This window comes from Streptomyces sp. NPDC001401 (genome assembly GCF_042895385.1).
Classification (GTDB): domain Bacteria; phylum Actinomycetota; class Actinomycetes; order Streptomycetales; family Streptomycetaceae; genus Streptomyces.
In genome coordinates this window covers 226,716-242,182 of record NZ_JBIAWI010000013.1, presented here as the reverse complement: position 1 = coordinate 242,182, position 15,467 = coordinate 226,716, and the positions used below count along the sequence as shown (strand labels likewise).

The following is a 15,467-nucleotide window of genomic DNA, read 5'->3' as shown; positions in this document are numbered from 1 at the left end:
TGGCTGAGCCGAGCGGTCTGCGACCAGCCTAACCAGGGGGTGTCCGCAGCGGTGCGGCCAGTTCCGCGAGGGCCCGTTCCAGGCCGTGTACGTGGGCCAGGGCGGGTTCCGTGGCCGGTGATTCCGGGGCGGCCGTGACGTGGTCGCGGTTGCCGCCCGTGAGTGCCTCGACCGCCGCCTCCACGCGCCAGCAGGCGGCTGCCAGCCGAGCGTCGTGGGAGGCCTCCGGGTCGGCGGCGACGGCGACCAGGCCGCGGGTCTCGCGGGCGCAGTCGTCCAGGAGGGCCAGCACCCGGCGGGCGCGTCGTTTGCGGCCGAGCATCGGATTGAGCGGGTGCACTAGGGGCGCGACGGACAGCCGTACACGGCCGAGCAGTTGCTCCAGTTCCGCGATCCGTCGCGCCGGGTCGGCGGCCGTGGAGCCCGCGAGACGCGCGGCGGCCTCTGCCGTGCACGCGTGGACGCAGCGCAGGGCGCGCTGGATCCAGGCGTCAGTGATGGTGTGGGTGGTGACGGGCAGGACCAAGAGCACGGCGAGTACGGCGCCGAGTGCGCCGACGCCGGTCTCCGCGAGGCGCAGGGCGAGCAGACCCGGGTTCAGCACGCCCAGCAGGCCGTAGAGGAGTTCGGCGAGAAGAGTGACCCAGAGCATCATCCAGGTGTACGACACCGCGGCCGTGTAGAAGATGCCGAAGACGCAGACGGCGAGGAGTACGGCGGTGGGGGCGGCCGCTCCGTTCACCGGGACGGCGATCAGCACTCCCAGGGCGATGCCGATCACCGTGCCCAGGACCCGGCGGAAGCCGCGGACCAGGGTCTCGCCGCGCGAGGCGGTGTTGACGAAGATCCACCAGGTGGCGCCGACGGCCCAGTACCAGCGCTGCCCCGACACCAGCTGGCCCACGACGAGGGCGAAGCCCGCCCCCGCGGTGGCCTGGACGGCCTGGCGTGTGGTGACGCGGGCCAGGCCGGTGCCGGCGGGCGGGGCGGGCACGGGCGCCGGGGGCAGATGGGCCTCGTAGCACCACAGGCCGAAGCGGACCGCGGATGCGGTGAGCACGGACAGCAGGACGGCCGCGTACAGCTCGGGCAGCCGGTCCGTGGTCGCGTGCAGGAACTGCGCCACGAAGAAGGTCATGAACGCGAACACGCCGAGGCTGTGCCCGCGCGGCCCCCAGCGGCGCGCGTACACGCCTGCGCCGATGACCGCGAGAAAGGCGAGGTCGCGCGCCACGGGGTGGTCGTGCAGTTCGGCTGCGGCGGCGAGCACCGGCAGCCCGACCGCGGGCAGCAGCGCGGTGGTGACGGCCTGCCCGCGGACCGTGGCGTCCGTGACGGTGAACAGGGCGAGCAGCGCGGCCAGCCCGCCGGTGACGGCGCCGACGAGGGAGAGTCCGGCCAGACCGCAGACGACGACCGCGAGCCCGATGCCGACGACGGCCCGCGCGGCGAAACGCAGCCGGATCCGGCCCGGATCCGGAGCCACGAACACCCTCTGCAGCACTGCTTCCCACCCCTCGCACACCGGCATGAAAAAGGCGCCGCGGGGTCCGCAGCGCCATCGACGGGAACATTGCAGCATCAAGACGTCAGCTGGCTCAAGTGCGCTCCAATATACTGGACCATTGGCACAGACATATCGGTCTGTCGGCGGCCATGAGCGAGCCAACGGACCACGCACGAGGAGGCCGGGCACCATGGCCGTCGACGAGCTCGACACCCGTATCCTGCGGCTGCTGATGGAGCAGCCCCGCACCAGCGTGCGCGAGTACGCCCGGATCCTCGGTGTCGCCCGGGGCACCCTGCAGGCCCGCCTGGACCGGCTGGAGCGGGACGGAGTGATCACCGGCACCGGCCCGACGCTCTCCCCCGCCGCGCTCGGCCACCCGGTGCTCGCGTTCGTCCACATCGAGGTCACCCAGGGGCATCTGGACGACGTGGGCGACGCGCTGGCCGCCGTACCGGAGATCGTCGAGGCCTTCTCGATCACGGGCGGCGGCGATCTGCTGACCCGGGTCGTGGCGCGCGACAACGCCCATCTGGAGGACGTGATCCAGAAGCTGATCAGCCTGCCGGGCGTGGTCCGTACCCGCACGGAGGTGGCGCTGCGCGAGCGCGTCCCGCAGCGGCTGCTGCCCCTGGTCGAGTCGATCGGACGCGCGGCCCGCACATGACCTTTGCGATGCTGAGGGCATGAGCAAGTTCGGCAACACCTCGGTCATCTTCGATCTCGACGGAACGCTGGTGGACAGCGAGCCGAACTACTACGAAGCGGGCCGGCAGACCCTGGCCGAGTACGGTGTCCCGGACTTCACATGGGCGGAGCACGAGCGGTACGTCGGTGTCAGCACCCTGGAGACGGCCGTCCTGTTGAAGCAGGAGTACGGCCTCGCGGCCCCCGTCGCCGAGCTCCTCGCCGACACCAACCGCCGCTATCTGGAGCTGGCCCGCGCCGCCACGCGCGCGTACCCGCAGATGCGCAAGTTCGTGGAGCTGCTCGCGACCGAGGGCGTGCCGATGGCCGTGGCCTCGGGGTCGTCGTCGGAAGCGATCGAGGCGATCCTGGCCGGCACCGGTCTTGACGCGTACCTGGGCACCGTCGTCTCGGCCGACGAGGTCCCCCGCGGCAAGCCGGCCCCGGACGTCTTCCTGGAGGCGGCCCTGCGCCTGGGGGCGGCCCCGGCCGACTGCGTGGTCCTGGAGGACGCCGCCCCGGGCGCCGCCGCAGCGCACGCCGCCGGCATGCGCTGCATCGCGATCCCGTACGTCGCCGCACAGGCCGACGCACCGGAGTTCGCCACCGCGGACCTGCTGCTGCGCGGCGGTCAGGCTGAGTTCACGGCGCGGGGCGCGTTCGACTGGCTCGTGCGCTCAGCTCGGTCTTCCTGATCTTTCCGGTCGGGGTGAGGGGCAGTTCGGGCACGATCTCGACCAGCGGCACCTTGTACGTCGCCATCGCCCCCTTCGCCCATGTGCGCAGTTCGTCGGCGGTCAGCGCCGAACCCGGCACGGTCCGTACGAAGGCGTACGGCAGTTGTCCGCTGTGCTCGTCCGCGACGGCGACGACGGCTGCCGCGAGCACCTCGGGGTGCCGTCCGAGCAGGGTCTCGACCTCGGTCGGGAACACGCTCATCCCCTTCACCTTGATCATGTCCTTGTTCCGGCCGAGGTAGCGCAGACAGCCGTCCTCGTCGAGGCTGCCGATGTCGCCGGTGTGCAGCCAGCCGTCGCGCAGCGCGCGGGCGGTGGCCTCGGGTGCGCGCCAGTAGCGGGTGAGGACCGAGGGGCCACGGACGACGATCTCACCCGGTTCGCCCAGCGGCAGCGGCTCGCCGGTCGTGAAGTCGACGACCATGAACTCGGTGCCGGGCACGGGCAGTCCGCAGAACACGGGGTCGCCGAGCAGGTCGTGGTCGCCGTCCTGGAAACCGTGGGTGTTGGTGTCGCTGGTGTGGGTCTCGGTCATGCCGTACGAGGCCTCGCGCAGGATGCCGCCGGTGGCCTGCCGCCAGCGTGCGCGCACCTCGGGGGTGAGTTTGCGGATGAAGGAGATGGCGAGCGGGGCGGTGAGGCTGCTGAGGTCGCGGCGCGGGAGGTCCGGGTGGTCGAGGAGTTCGAGGTAGTTCTCGACGGTTCCGGCCAGGGTGGTGACCCGGTGTGTCTGGACCGCGTCGAGCACTGCGGCCGGATCCCAGCGGGTGAGCAGCACACTCGTGCCGCCGGAGACCAGCGGGGCGAGGAGGCCGAGGTTCTCGCCCGCGATCCAGAACACGGGCAGGTAGCACAGGCAGACGATGCCGTCCTCGGCGCCGGGCATGCCGTTCTGGATGGCGGTGGCCGTGTAGACCATGTGGCGCTGGGTGTGCTCGACGCCCTTGGGCAGCCCGGTCGTGCCGCCCGTGTAGTTGAGGGCGGCGAGCGCGTCCAGGTCCTCGGCCGGCGCGGCCAGGGGCGGGTGCTCCATGATGGCGGGCCACTCGTCCTCCAGCACGACCGCGCGTGCGCCCGTGCCGTCGAGCGCTTCGGCAAGCACGTCCCGCAACGGCTCGAAGGACAGCACCAGTTCGGCTCCGGAGTCGTCGATCTCGTGCCGTATCTCCGCCGCCTTGAACATCGGGTTCACCGGCGCGTGGACCGCTCCGAGCCGCAGGATCGCGAGGAACGCGACGGCGAAGAACACGCTGTTGGGCAGCTGGACGGCCACGCGGTCACCCGGGCGCACGCCCCGGCTCTCGAGCCAGCCGGCCAACCGGTCGGTGGCATCGTCGAGTTCGCGGTAGGTGAGCGTCTGCCCGTGGGCGACGAACGCGGGCCGGTCGGGTGCCTCCCGCGCCCAGTGCCGTACGTACCCCGGCACCGTCCGCTCACCCGCGCGGTGCGTGACGGTGTCCGGCTGCCTGCCCCGCCGCGACTTCGCCCAGCGGGCGCGCAGGTCGGCGAGGTATTCGTCGGTGCGTGGCGTTGGCGTCATGGTGCGGCTACTCCTGACGTGTTCGTGCGGCTCCGAGCAGGTGCAGATACATGGCGGTGACGTCGCGAACGGCGTCGTCGTACGCGTCGGGGTGCGCGGCGATACGGCGGGCGAACTCGACGCACATGCCGCCCACCGCGCGGGCCAGGGTGAGCGGTTCGGCGACCGGGGCGGCCAGGCCCCGGTCGATGAGGCGGCGGATGTAGCGGGCGTGGCGATGGACGGGCCGTTCGCGGATCTCGTCCCACAGCTGCGCCATGTCGGGGTCGGTGCGGGCCTGCTGCTCCAACAGGCCCAGCAGCGGCCGGTGCCGGGCGTAGGCGGCGATGAAGGCGCCGATGGACGCCTCCGCCACGGCGTGCGGGTCGTCCGTGTCGATGCCCGGCACCTCCTGCGCGGCGAGGAACGCGTCCCGTACGCGTACCGCCAGGACGCGGAAGATCTCCTCCTTGGAGGCGAAGTACACGTAGAAGCCGGCCCGGGAGACCTCGGCTTCCGTGGTGATGTCGGCGACGGTGGCGGGGCCGAGTCCGAGCCGCGCGAAGACGGCCTCGGCGGCGTCCAGCAGCCGGGCGCGGGCCGGGGCCTCGGTGCGGTCACGGGCGGTGCGGACCGCCCAGGCCTTGTGTGTGCGTGCCACACGGGGAGCGTATTGACGTTGACGTCAATGTCAATGAGCATGGCGGGGCCGGTCGATGAGGTCCGTGTCCTGGAGGGCTCCCATGGGTACTGCCGCCGTGCTCGTCGCCAACCGCGGGGAGATCGCCGTACGCGTCCTGCGGGCCGCGTCGGAGGCCGGGCTGCGCTCGGTCGCGGTGTACGTCGAAGGGGACGACGCGCACGCCCGGCAGGCCGACGAGGCCGTGCCGTTGGGCGACTATCTCGACGGCGGCGCACTGCTCGCCGCCGCGCGCACCGCCGGATGCGACTTCCTCCACCCGGGGTACGGCTTTCTGAGCGAGAACGCGGACTTCGCGCGCCGCTGCGCCGAGGCCGGGGTCACCTTCGTCGGGCCCACGCCCGAGGTGCTGGCGGTCTTCGGGGACAAGGCGCGTGCCCGTGAGTTCGCCGTCGAGGCGGGGGTGCCCGTGCTCGCCGGGGCCGACGGCCGGGACGGGGCGCGCGAGCTGCTCGCTGCCGGGCCCGTGATGATCAAGGCGGTCGGCGGTGGCGGCGGGCGCGGGATGCGGGTCGTGCGGCGGGCCGAGGAGCTGGACGAGGCCTGGGAGCGGTGCGTCTCCGAGGCCCAACAGGGCTTCCGACGGGGCGAGTTGTATGCGGAACGGCTGCTGGAGGGCGCCCGGCACATCGAGGTGCAGGTCGTCGGGGACGCGACCGGCGCGGTCACGCATCTGTGGGACCGGGACTGCAGTGCGCAGCGCCGCCACCAGAAGGTGATCGAGATCGCGCCCGCCCCCGGACTCCCCGAGGACACCAGGGAGCGGATACTCGACGCCGCGCTGCGGATGGCCCGCGCCGCCCGCTGCTCGAGCCTGGTCACCTTCGAATTCATGCTCCGGGGCGAGGAGTTCTGGTTCATCGAGGCCAATCCGCGGCTTCAGGTGGAGCACACGGTCACCGAGGAGGTGACGGGGGTCGACCTGGTCGCCGTGCAGCTGCGCCTGGCGGCCGGGGCCACGCTGGACGAGCTCGGGCTGTCGGGGCAGCCGGCTGCGCCGCGCGGGTTCGCCGTGCAGGCGCGGGTCACTGCCGAGGGGGCGGGGCGGATCACGCGCTTCGACGTGCCGACCGGGCCCGGTGTGCGGGTCGACACCGCCATCCGCGCGGGGGCCGAGGTCGGCGTCCGCTACGACCCGTTGCTCGCCAAGGTCGTCGCGCACGTCCCGGCGGGCGATGCGGAGGCGGCTTGTGCGCGGGCGCGGCGGGCGTTGGGCGAGTTCGGGGTGGAGGGGGTGCGGACCGGGATTCCACTGCTGCGGGAGGTGCTGGCCCGGCCGCGGTTCTGGGCGCACACGGGTGTGGTGGCGGAGCTTGCGCCGGCCCATGTCGTTCCCGAGGAGGGGGCTGGGGACGGCGCGGTCGTCGCGCCGCTCAGCGGCACCGTCGTCTCCGTCGACGTCTCCCCCGGTGAACCGGTGCGTGCCGGGCAGCAGTTGCTGGTGCTGGAAGCGATGAAGATGGAGCACGTGGTGCGGGCTCCCGGCTCCGGGACGGTACGGCTGCTGCACGCGCGCGTGGGCGAAACGGTGGGCGAGGGCTCCCCGTTGGCCACCCTGGACGACGTCACCGGTGCGCATGGCGAGGGGCCCGCAGCGGAGGCGGTCGATCCGGATGCCGTGCGCCCGGACCGTGCCGAGGTCGTGCGCCGGCACTCCTTCGGTCTCGACGAGAACCGGCCGCAGGCGGTCGCGGGGCGGCACGCCCTCGGCAGGCGTACGGCCCGCGAGAACATCGAGGACCTGTGCGACGCGGGCAGCTTCACCGAGTTCGGTGCCCTCGCCATCGCCGCGCAGCGCAGGCGCCGCTCCCTGGAGGACCTGATCCGGTCGACGCCGGCGGACGGCATGGTCACCGGCACCGGGCGCGTGAACGGCGAGCCGTGCGTGGCGATGTCGTACGACTACACGGTCCTCGCCGGCACCCAGGGGCTGCAGAACCACCGCAAGACCGACCGGATGCTGGAGATCGCCGAGGAGCGGCGGCTGCCCGTGGTGCTGTTCGCGGAGGGCGGCGGCGGGCGGCCCGGGGACACGGACACCACGTCCGTGGCGGGTCTTGACGTGACCACGTTCCAGCGGATGGGGCGGCTGAGCGGGCTGGTCCCGCTGGTGGGCATCGTCTCGGGGCGGTGTTTCGCGGGCAATGCGGCGCTGCTCGGCTCCTGCGACGTCGTGATCGCCACGCCCGATGCGACGATCGGGATGGGCGGGCCCGCGATGATCGAGGGCGGCGGGCTGGGGGTGTACCGGCCGGAGGAGGTGGGGCCGCTGTCGGTACAGGTGCCCAATGGGGTGGTGGACGTCGCGGTCGCCGACGAGGCGGAAGCCGTGCAGGTGGCGCGGCGGTATCTCTCGTACTTCCAGTCAGAGCAAGGGAGTTGGGAGGCGCTGGATCAGCGGCTGCTGCGGCAGGTGGTGCCGGAGAACCGGCGGCGGGCCTACGACGTGCGGGCGGCGGTCACCGGGCTCGCCGACACGGGCTCGGTGCTGGAGCTGCGGCCGGAGTTCGGCGTGGGGGTGCTGACCTGTCTGGTCCGGATCGAGGGGCGTCCGCTGGGGCTGCTGGCCAGCAACCCGGCGCATCTGGGCGGGGCGATCGACCGGGACGCGGCCGACAAGGCGGCGCGGTTCCTGCAGTTGTGCGACGCGTTCGGGCTGCCGGTGGTCTCGCTGTGCGACACCCCGGGGTTCATGGTCGGCCCGGACGCCGAACGGACCGCCACCGTGCGGCACTTCGCGCGGCTGTTCGTGACCGGCGCCAATCTGCGGGTGCCGCTGGTGAGTCTCGTGCTGCGCAAGGCGTACGGGCTCGGTGCGATGGCCATGATGGGCGGCTCGACGCGGGCCCCGCTGGCCACGGCGGCCTGGCCGAGCGGCGAGTTCGGCGGGATGGGGCTGGAGGGCGCCGTGCGGCTCGGCTACCGCAGGGAGTTGGCGGCGATCGCGGACCCGGCCGAGCGTGCGCGCGTCTTCGAGGAGCGGGTCGCCGAGTTGTACGAGCGCGGGAAGGCGGTCAACGCGGCGGCCGCGCTGGAGATCGACGCGGTGATCGACCCGGCCGGGTCGCGGGCCTGGATTCTTGCGGCGCTGGAGCGGTGCCCCGGCCCCCGCCCGGGGCACCGCCCGTTCATCGACGCCTGGTGATCACATCGGGCCTCGGCCGGGCCGGATGTTCTGGTTGAGGCGGAACACGTTGTCCGGGTCTCGGTCGGCCTTGACCTTGGCCAGGCGGTCGTAGTTGCCGCGGTAGCTGGCCCGGACGCGGTCCTGGCCCTCGTCCATCATCATGTTCACGTAGGCGCCGCCCGCCGAGTACGGGTGCAGGGCCTCGAAGTAGTCGACGGTCCACCGCTTGACGAGGTCCGCGTTGGCGGGGTCGGGGTCGACGCCGGCGTAGACGGTGGACCACTGGGCGCCGCGGTAGGCCCAGGGCGTGTCGTCGGGGCCCACGTCGTGGGCTGCGCCGTCGATCGGGTACAGGTGCATGGTCGACTGGACCGTCGGCACCTCGGCGCCGAACTTGGCGTGCAGTTCGACGGCCTCGTCGGGGATCTCGTTGACGAAGTCGGCGCGCCAGTACCACTGGTGGCCGGGCGGGTAGAGCCCGTCGAACATGGACTGCAGGTCGGGGTGGGGCATCGGCCCGACGGCGTGCAGCATCGGCGTCGGCAGGGCGTCGAGCAGCGGGGCCATCTCGCGTGCGGCGGCCTCGGGGTCGTCGCCCGCGTAGCACCAGACGACGCCGGCCGTCTTGCGCAGGTGGATGTCCTCGGGGAACGGCGGGGCGGGTGGGACGGTGCCGTGCAGGAAGAAGGCGTTGAGGTCGCGCGGTGCGTTCGGCAGGAAGTCCCGGTAGGCGCTGAGGACTTCGGCGCTGATCTCGACGGGCCAGAAGGTCGGGCCGCCGACGACGGTGCCGACCTCGTGCAGCCGGAACAGGAAGGAGGTGACGACGCCGAAGTTGCCGCCGCCTCCGCGGATCGCCCAGAACAGGTCGGTGTTCTCGTCGGCGCTCGCGCGCACCTGCTGTCCGTCGGCCAGGACGATGTCGGCGGCGAGGAGGTTGTCGATGGTCAGGCCGCACTTGCGGGTGAGGTGGCCGAGCCCGCCGCCGAGCGCGAGGCCGCCGACGCCGGTGGTGGAGACGATGCCGCTGGGGGTGGCGAGGCCGTGCGGGTTGGTGGCGCGGTCCACCTCGCCCCAGACGCAGCCGCCGCCGACCCTCACGGAGCGGGCCACGGGGTCGACCTGGATGTTCTTCAGGGGTGACAGGTCGGCCACCACGCCGCCGTCCGCGGTGCCGAGTCCGGCTCCGTGGTGGCCGCCGCCGCGGACGGCGAGGGGCAGGTCGTGCGCTCGGGCGAAGCCGATCACTCGGGCCACGGCGTCCGCGTCGGTGCAGCGTGCGATCAGTGCCGGGCGCCGGTCGATCATCGCGTTGTAGACGGCGCGGGCCTGTTCGTAGCCGGAGTCCTCGGCTCCGATCAACTCCCCGGTGAAGTCGGCCAGTTCCCTGCGTGCCGCCTGGGCGGGTGTGCTGGACATACGGATATCCCCCGTTTTTTCGGAGTCGGGTCGATCTGCACGTTCTACTCGGGTTGCGCGAGCCCGGGCATCCGTGGGTGCCACCTAGCTCGGGCCGGCGGGGTACCTACGTTTCGCGCTCGGCGAGCAGTCCGAGCTCCGCGGCGCGGACGGCGACGTGGCGCCGGGTGGGTGCGTCCAGCTTGTCGAGGACCGCGCGGACGTGGTTGTCGACGGTCCGGACGGACACGACGAGGCGGGCGGCGATCTCGGAGTTGGTCAGGCCCTCGGCCAGCAGCCGCATGACCTGCAGCTGGCGTTCCGTGAGACCGGCCGGGTTGCCCCGGGTGGCGGCGAGCGGGCCGCGCGGGATGCGGCGCACGCCGAGCCCGCGCAGTTCGGCGCGGACCAGCCGGGCCAGGGGTTCGGCGCCCAGGGCGTCGAGCCGGGCGAGGGCGGTGAGCTTGTCGGCGGGTTCCGGGCTCTCCGCGAGCGCGGCGGCGTACTCGTAGGGGCAGCCCGCCGTGTGCCACAGGGCCGCGGCCCGCCGCCACTGCCCGCGGGCCTGCAACGCGTACGGATGCCCCGAGTCGTCCACCGGGACCGGGTACCCGGCCTTGGTGAGCCAGTAGCCGAGTTCGGCGCGGTAGGGGACACCGGCCAGGTGGCGGGCCTGGGCGTGGACCGGGGCGACGGCCTCGACGACGGCGGCGTGGTCGCCGCGCAGCCAGGCCGCCTCCGCCAGTGCTGCCGCGACGGGGCCGGTGCGCTGGAGTTCCCGGGTCCGTACGGCGATCTCCCGGGCCTCGGTGAGGAGTTCGCCGACGCCGGGGCGGCCGCAGCGGGTGCGGATGCGGGCCAGGACGGTCAGCGCCGGGCAGCGGGCGGGCAGGAAGTCGTGGATGCCGAACTCGGCGTGCCGCTCGGCGTCCTCCCAGTCGGCGGCGGCGAGCCGGCGCATGGCCAGCTCGACGTGGAGATAGGTGAGGAAACCGAGATGTTCGGCGCGGTCGGCCAGGTCCATGGCCGGGGGCAGGAAGCGGTCGGCCTCCGTGTACTGCAGGTGGTCGAGCAGGGTCCAGATGAGATTGGCGTAGGCGCGGCAGGCGTGTTCGACCTCACCGGCGTCGAGGGCGACCTCCAGGCTCTCCTCCAGCTGGTGCCGCCCGCCCGGGTCCCCGCCCCGCCAGCGGGCCGTGCCCATGTTGTTGAGGGCGTGCGAGAGGATCGCCGCGTCGTCGGTCTTCTGGGCCAGCACGATGGCGCGCTCGGCGTGTTCGACGGCCTCGGGGTAGCGGTCGGACAGCATCCGCAGCTGGGCGATGTTGCTGACGGCGAGCGCCAGCAGCCGGTCGTCGCCCGCGTGTTCCAGGACGGCGACGGCCTCGCGGGCGGCGTCCTGCGCCTCGTCGGCGTCCCCGGCCCACCAGTGGATACGGGAGAGCCAGCGCAGATCGGCGCCGAGGGCGAGGGTGTCGCCGAGCGAGCGGCGCAGGGCCACCGCCTCCCGCTGGGCGCTGACGGCGGCGGCCGAGTCGGCGATGGTGTAGCTCTCCACGGCATAGCGTTCCAGCAGGTCGGCGAGGTCGGGCGGGGTGTAGCGGTGCCGTTGCTGCAGGACGAGCCGCAGCTGGGCGGCGGCCTCGCGGTGGGCGCCGGCTCCGGCGGCGTCGCGGGCCGCGTCGGGCCCGTAGCGGGCGATGGCGTCCTGGTCTCCGGCCTGGGCGGCGTGATGGACGATGCGGGCGGCGTCCGAGCCGGGGCGGGCGACGAGCGCCGCGAGGACGTTGCGGTTGAGGTCGATGCTCCGGGCGGCGGGCACGGAGTCGGCGACCGCCCGCCGGATCAGCTCGTGCCGGAACGCGACCCGTTCCGGGGCAACGGCCAGCAGCCCGCGCTGCTCGGCCGCGGCGAGAACCGCCACCCCACCGTTCAGCAGCGCGTCGACCAGGGGGCGTTCGACCGCCGACGGGACGACGGCGAGCTGCTCGAGCGCGTCCACGGTGGCCGGATCCAGTCCGCGCAGCCGGGCGAGCACGGCGTCGACGACCGTCGGGGGCACTCCCCCGGTGCCGCCGGCCGCGAGGACCTCGGCGACGAAGAATGGGTTCCCGGACGTGACTTCGTAGACCTGCGCCGGGTCGAGCCGGCCGGCAGCGCTGAGCGTGCGAACGGCGTCCAGTGACAGCCGGGCCAGGGGCAGGCGGTGCACGCGGGGTGCGCGGGAGACCTGGCCGAGGAGGTGGCGCAGGGGGTGTCCGCGGCTCAACTCGTCGTCGCGGTAGGTGAGAACGAGGAGGGCGGGCAGCCGCTCCATGCGCCGCACCAGGAAGCGCAGCGCGTCCAGGGACGCCTCGTCGGCCCAGTGCACGTCCTCGACGACGAGTACTGCAGGATGCGGAGTCACGGCCAGCTCGCCGTGCAGGGCCTCGTAGACGCGGTGGCGGTCGCCGCCCTCGGTGACGGCGCGGGCGAGTTCGGCTCCGACACTGCCGACGAGGTCGCGGAACGGGCCCAGGGGCCGCCGGGTGGCGAGGTCGTCGCACTGTCCGACGAGCACGCGGGCCTGCAGGGGGAGCCGGTCGGGCATGGCCCTCACCAGGCTCGACTTGCCGATTCCGGCCTCGCCGAAGACGAGCACCACCGAACCGGCCCCGTCCGCCGCCTCCCGTGCGGCCGTGGCCAGCTGTGCCAGCTCGGGCTCGCGCTCGAGGATCCCCCGGTCCACGCCGCCGATTCTGCCACCGGGGGCGGGGTGGGATGACGTGTCCTGCCGGTCGGATGTCACACTCCGGGCCGCTCGGCCCTCTTGAGTGCGGACACGTGGCGGACGCGTACGGGAGGCCTTCATGAACACCACTGCCCGCACTGCAGGTGCGTACGAGATCGAGCTCTCCGCGGGCACGATCGCGTACGAGGACACCGGCGGCGACGGTCCCGTACTGGTGCTGCTGCACGGCCTGATGATGGATGCCTCGCTGTGGGAGGGCCCGTCGGCCGACCTGTCCGCCGACCACCGGTGCATCGCCCCGACCCTCCCGCTGGGCGCGCACCGCCACCCGATGCACCCGGACGCGGATCTGTCGCTGCCCGGGGTGGCGCGGCTCGTCGCGGAGTTCCTTCAGCGGCTGGATCTGCGGGAGGTCACCCTGGTCGGGAACGACACGGGTGGTGCTCTCGCGCAGTTCCTGATGGCCGACGGGGAGGAGCGGCTGGGGCGGGCAGTACTGGTGTCCTGCGACGCGTTCGACAACTTCCCGCCCGGGCTGACCGGCCGGACCCTGGTCCTCACCGGTCGTCTCTCGCCCCGAATGTTCGGGCTGTTCATGCAGCAGATGCGGGTGCGGACGGTGCGCCGGCTGCCGATCGCGTTCGGCTGGCTGACCAAGCGGGGCGACGCGGCCACCGCGCGCTGGATGCGGCCGGTGCTGCGGCAGCCTGGGATCCGCCGTGACGCCGTACGACTGCTGCGCACCGCGAACCGGGCCACCCGCCGCCTGCTCGAAGCGACCGCCGAACGTCTGCCGCTCTTCGACCGGCCCGCTCTGGTGGTCTGGGCGCGCGAGGACCGGGTGATGCCGCCCGAACACGGCCGGCGTCTCGCGGCGTTGCTGCCGCAGGGGCGGCTGGTCGAGGTGGACGACGGCTACACGCTGCTCCCCCTGGACCGACCGACGGAACTGGCCCGGATCATCCGGGAGTTCGTGCGCTCGTCCACTGCGCCCTGACCAAACGCCTGGAGTTCCGGGCCCCGGACCCGTCGTGCAACCCGTATCTGGCCTTCTCGGCCATGCTCCTGGCGGGCCTGGACGGCATCAAGAACAAGACGGAGCCACCGGAGCCGGTCGACAAGGACCTCTACGAACTCGCCCCCGAGGAACACGCGAGCGTCCCCCAGGTCCCCACCGACCTCCCCTCCGTCCTGGACGCCCTGGAGGCCGACCACGAGTACCTCCTGCAAGGACGTCTGACCCGCCCTTGCGGGCCCGTCTGATCCGGTCGCGCCCGGCGAACCTGCGCGGCCTCACGAGGGGGTGAGCGGAAGGTCGTCCGTGTATGCGTTGACGGGCGGGGAGATGCGCTCGGTGCGGTGGATGTCGAGGGCCGCCGTCGCGGACTTCGTGCCGAGCGTGCCGTTGGCGTGCCAGGTTCCGGTGACGGCCACCCAGGTGTTGGCAGGCGGTGCGGGAGTCCCGTACATGCGGACCTTGACCGACTGGGAGTCCGCCGCGCAGCAGGTGAAGATGATCCGGGTCAGATACCAGCCGCCGCCCTGCCCCGCCGGGGTGGCGAAGCCGGTCATGCGGATGCTGCGGCCTCTGACGGCCTGTTCCCGGTCCTGCTGGACCCGGGCGGTGAAGTCGGTGAGGGTCATCGGCAGGGGGACGGTCGCGGGCAGCGGGTCGAACCGCTGCTCCTTCGCCACGACCTTGTTGTTCGTGTGCGAGGCCGTGTATGCGCCGAGGGCGGGCGGGGCGTAGAGGAGCAGGCTGAGCGCGGGCAGGAACAGCAGCCAGGCGATGCGGGGGGCGGTGGAGTGGTCGTGGCCGTGTGCGTGTGCGTCGGCTTCGGGGGCCGTGCGGTCCAGCGCTGCTCCTGCCACGCCCAGCAACAGGAGCAGCACGCCGGAGGCGATCAGCAGGGGGCGCAGGCCTTCCTTGACGTAGCGCAGGCAGAGGTCGCTGAACAGGGCGGCGTGCAGCAGGCCCAGGCCGGTCAGGACCAGCAGGAGGACTTGGGCGTGGCGCTTCACAGCAGTGCGCCTCCGATCAGGACGCCGGCGGCCACGGCCACCACCGTCGTCGCAGTGGAGAAGCGGAGTGCGAAGGCCCGGCCGAACGTGCCCGCCTGAAGGGCGATCAGCTTCAGGTCGACCATCGGGCCGACCACCATGAACACCAGCCGCGCAGTGGGCGAGAAGCCGGTGAGCGAGGCAGCGACGAACGCGTCGGCCTCCGAGCAGACGGCGAGCAGGACGGCGAGCGCGGCCAGGAAGAACACGGACAGCCAGGGCGAGCCGGAAAAGGTGTCGAGGACCGAGCGCGGCACGGCCACGTTGAAGGTGGCCGCTGCCATGGCGCCCAGCACCAGGAAGCCTCCTGCGTGCAGGAAGTCGTGCTGGAAGCCGAGGCGGAACTCCCTCCAGCGACTGCGTCCGGGCCGGTGGCCCGTATGGCGCGCGGCCGGCCGCAGCCACTCCTCGCGTCCCAGCCAGAGCCACAGCCAGCCCATCGCGGCTGCGGTGACGAGGGAGGCCAGCAGCCGGGCGGCGACCATGGCGGGGTTTCCCGGGAAGGCGACGGCCGTGGCGGTGAGCACGATCGGGTTGATCGCGGGGGCGGAGAGGAGGAAGGCGAAGGCGGCAGCGGGGGTGACACCACGGCGGATCAGGCTGTTCGCGACCGGCACCGAGGCGCACTCGCAGCCCGGCAGTACGACCCCGGCGACCCCGGCCACCGGGACGGCGAGTGCGGGGCTCCGGGGCAGGATCCGGGTGAACAGGTCGGCCGGTACGAAGGCGTTGATCGCCCCCGACAGGACCGTACCCAGGAGCAGGAAGGGCAGCGCCTGGACGGTGATGGCCAGGCAGACCGTGCGCCAGGCCGCGACAGCGGGCTGGTTGAGCCATCCGACGCCGGTGAGCATGAGGACCACCACCGAGCCGGCGGCCATGACGATGACGACGGGCAAGGGCCGTCCGGTGACGCGGCGACCCTGGTGGCCGGCCGACGCGACGACCGCCACTTCTTCCGCCACATCAACCAGTTCATCCGTTTTTTGCATTTTTACTC

General features: G+C 72.9%; 11 protein-coding genes and 1 pseudogene. 5 read left to right on the top strand and 7 right to left on the bottom strand.

Annotation, left to right across the window (positions count from 1 at the left end):
- Positions 1-28: 28 nt before the first annotated feature.
- Positions 29-1,504: an FUSC family protein gene (locus tag ACFY10_RS36185; RefSeq protein WP_390669482.1), complete on the bottom strand. Its 1,476-nt coding sequence runs from the start codon at positions 1,502-1,504 to the stop codon at positions 29-31.
- Positions 1,505-1,697: 193 nt separating this feature from the next.
- Here ACFY10_RS36185 and ACFY10_RS36180 point away from each other — a divergent pair, with 193 nt between their 5' ends.
- Complete coding sequence (locus ACFY10_RS36180; protein WP_390669481.1) at positions 1,698-2,174, top strand: Lrp/AsnC family transcriptional regulator; 477 nt, start codon at positions 1,698-1,700, stop codon at positions 2,172-2,174.
- Between the two features lie 19 nt (positions 2,175-2,193).
- Positions 2,194-2,889: an HAD family hydrolase gene (locus ACFY10_RS36175; protein ID WP_390669480.1), complete on the top strand. Its 696-nt coding sequence runs from the start codon at positions 2,194-2,196 to the stop codon at positions 2,887-2,889.
- On the opposite strand, the gene ACFY10_RS36170 is transcribed toward ACFY10_RS36175, so the two are convergent.
- Together ACFY10_RS36170 and ACFY10_RS36165 are read right to left on the bottom strand one after the other, a co-directional pair.
- Entirely contained in the window at positions 2,837-4,471 is a 1,635-nt protein-coding gene (locus ACFY10_RS36170) for an AMP-binding protein (protein ID WP_390669479.1), read from the bottom strand. The genes ACFY10_RS36175 and ACFY10_RS36170 overlap by 53 nt on opposite strands.
- A 7-nt stretch (positions 4,472-4,478) precedes the next feature.
- Positions 4,479-5,111: a TetR family transcriptional regulator gene (locus tag ACFY10_RS36165; protein WP_390669478.1), complete on the bottom strand. Its 633-nt coding sequence runs from the start codon at positions 5,109-5,111 to the stop codon at positions 4,479-4,481.
- 82 nt (positions 5,112-5,193) lie between these two features.
- On the opposite strand from ACFY10_RS36165, the gene ACFY10_RS36160 reads away from it, so the two are divergent.
- Positions 5,194-8,295 carry a carboxyl transferase domain-containing protein gene (locus ACFY10_RS36160; protein ID WP_390669477.1) on the top strand — a complete coding sequence of 1,034 codons (3,102 nt, stop codon included), beginning with the start codon at positions 5,194-5,196 and terminating at the stop codon, positions 8,293-8,295.
- Here the strand turns inward: ACFY10_RS36160 and ACFY10_RS36155 are convergent, their stop codons facing one another.
- Entirely contained in the window at positions 8,296-9,696 is a 1,401-nt protein-coding gene (locus ACFY10_RS36155; RefSeq protein ID WP_390669476.1) for an FAD-binding oxidoreductase, read from the bottom strand.
- 106 nt (positions 9,697-9,802) lie between these two features.
- Entirely contained in the window at positions 9,803-12,403 is a 2,601-nt protein-coding gene (locus tag ACFY10_RS36150) for an ATP-binding protein (protein WP_390669475.1), read from the bottom strand.
- A 121-nt stretch (positions 12,404-12,524) separates the two neighbouring features.
- Between ACFY10_RS36150 and ACFY10_RS36145 the strand changes: the two genes are divergently transcribed.
- Positions 12,525-13,403, top strand: coding sequence for an alpha/beta fold hydrolase (locus ACFY10_RS36145; RefSeq protein ID WP_390669474.1), 879 nt, complete (start codon positions 12,525-12,527; stop codon positions 13,401-13,403).
- A gap of 2 nt (positions 13,404-13,405) precedes the next feature.
- Positions 13,406-13,654 (top strand): annotated as a pseudogene (locus tag ACFY10_RS36140) (type I glutamate--ammonia ligase); the annotation flags it as partial.
- Between the two features lie 45 nt (positions 13,655-13,699).
- On the opposite strand, the gene ACFY10_RS36135 reads toward ACFY10_RS36140, so the two are convergent.
- Together ACFY10_RS36135 and ACFY10_RS36130 are read right to left on the bottom strand one after the other, a co-directional pair.
- The gene (locus ACFY10_RS36135; protein ID WP_390669473.1) at positions 13,700-14,428 is read right to left on the bottom strand and encodes a TIGR03943 family putative permease subunit; all 729 of its coding nucleotides are present in this window, start codon (positions 14,426-14,428) and stop codon (positions 13,700-13,702) included.
- Positions 14,425-15,459: a permease gene (locus ACFY10_RS36130; RefSeq protein WP_390669472.1), complete on the bottom strand. Its 1,035-nt coding sequence runs from the start codon at positions 15,457-15,459 to the stop codon at positions 14,425-14,427. Before ACFY10_RS36130 ends, ACFY10_RS36135 begins: the two co-directional genes overlap by 4 nt.
- Positions 15,460-15,467 lie beyond the last annotated feature (8 nt).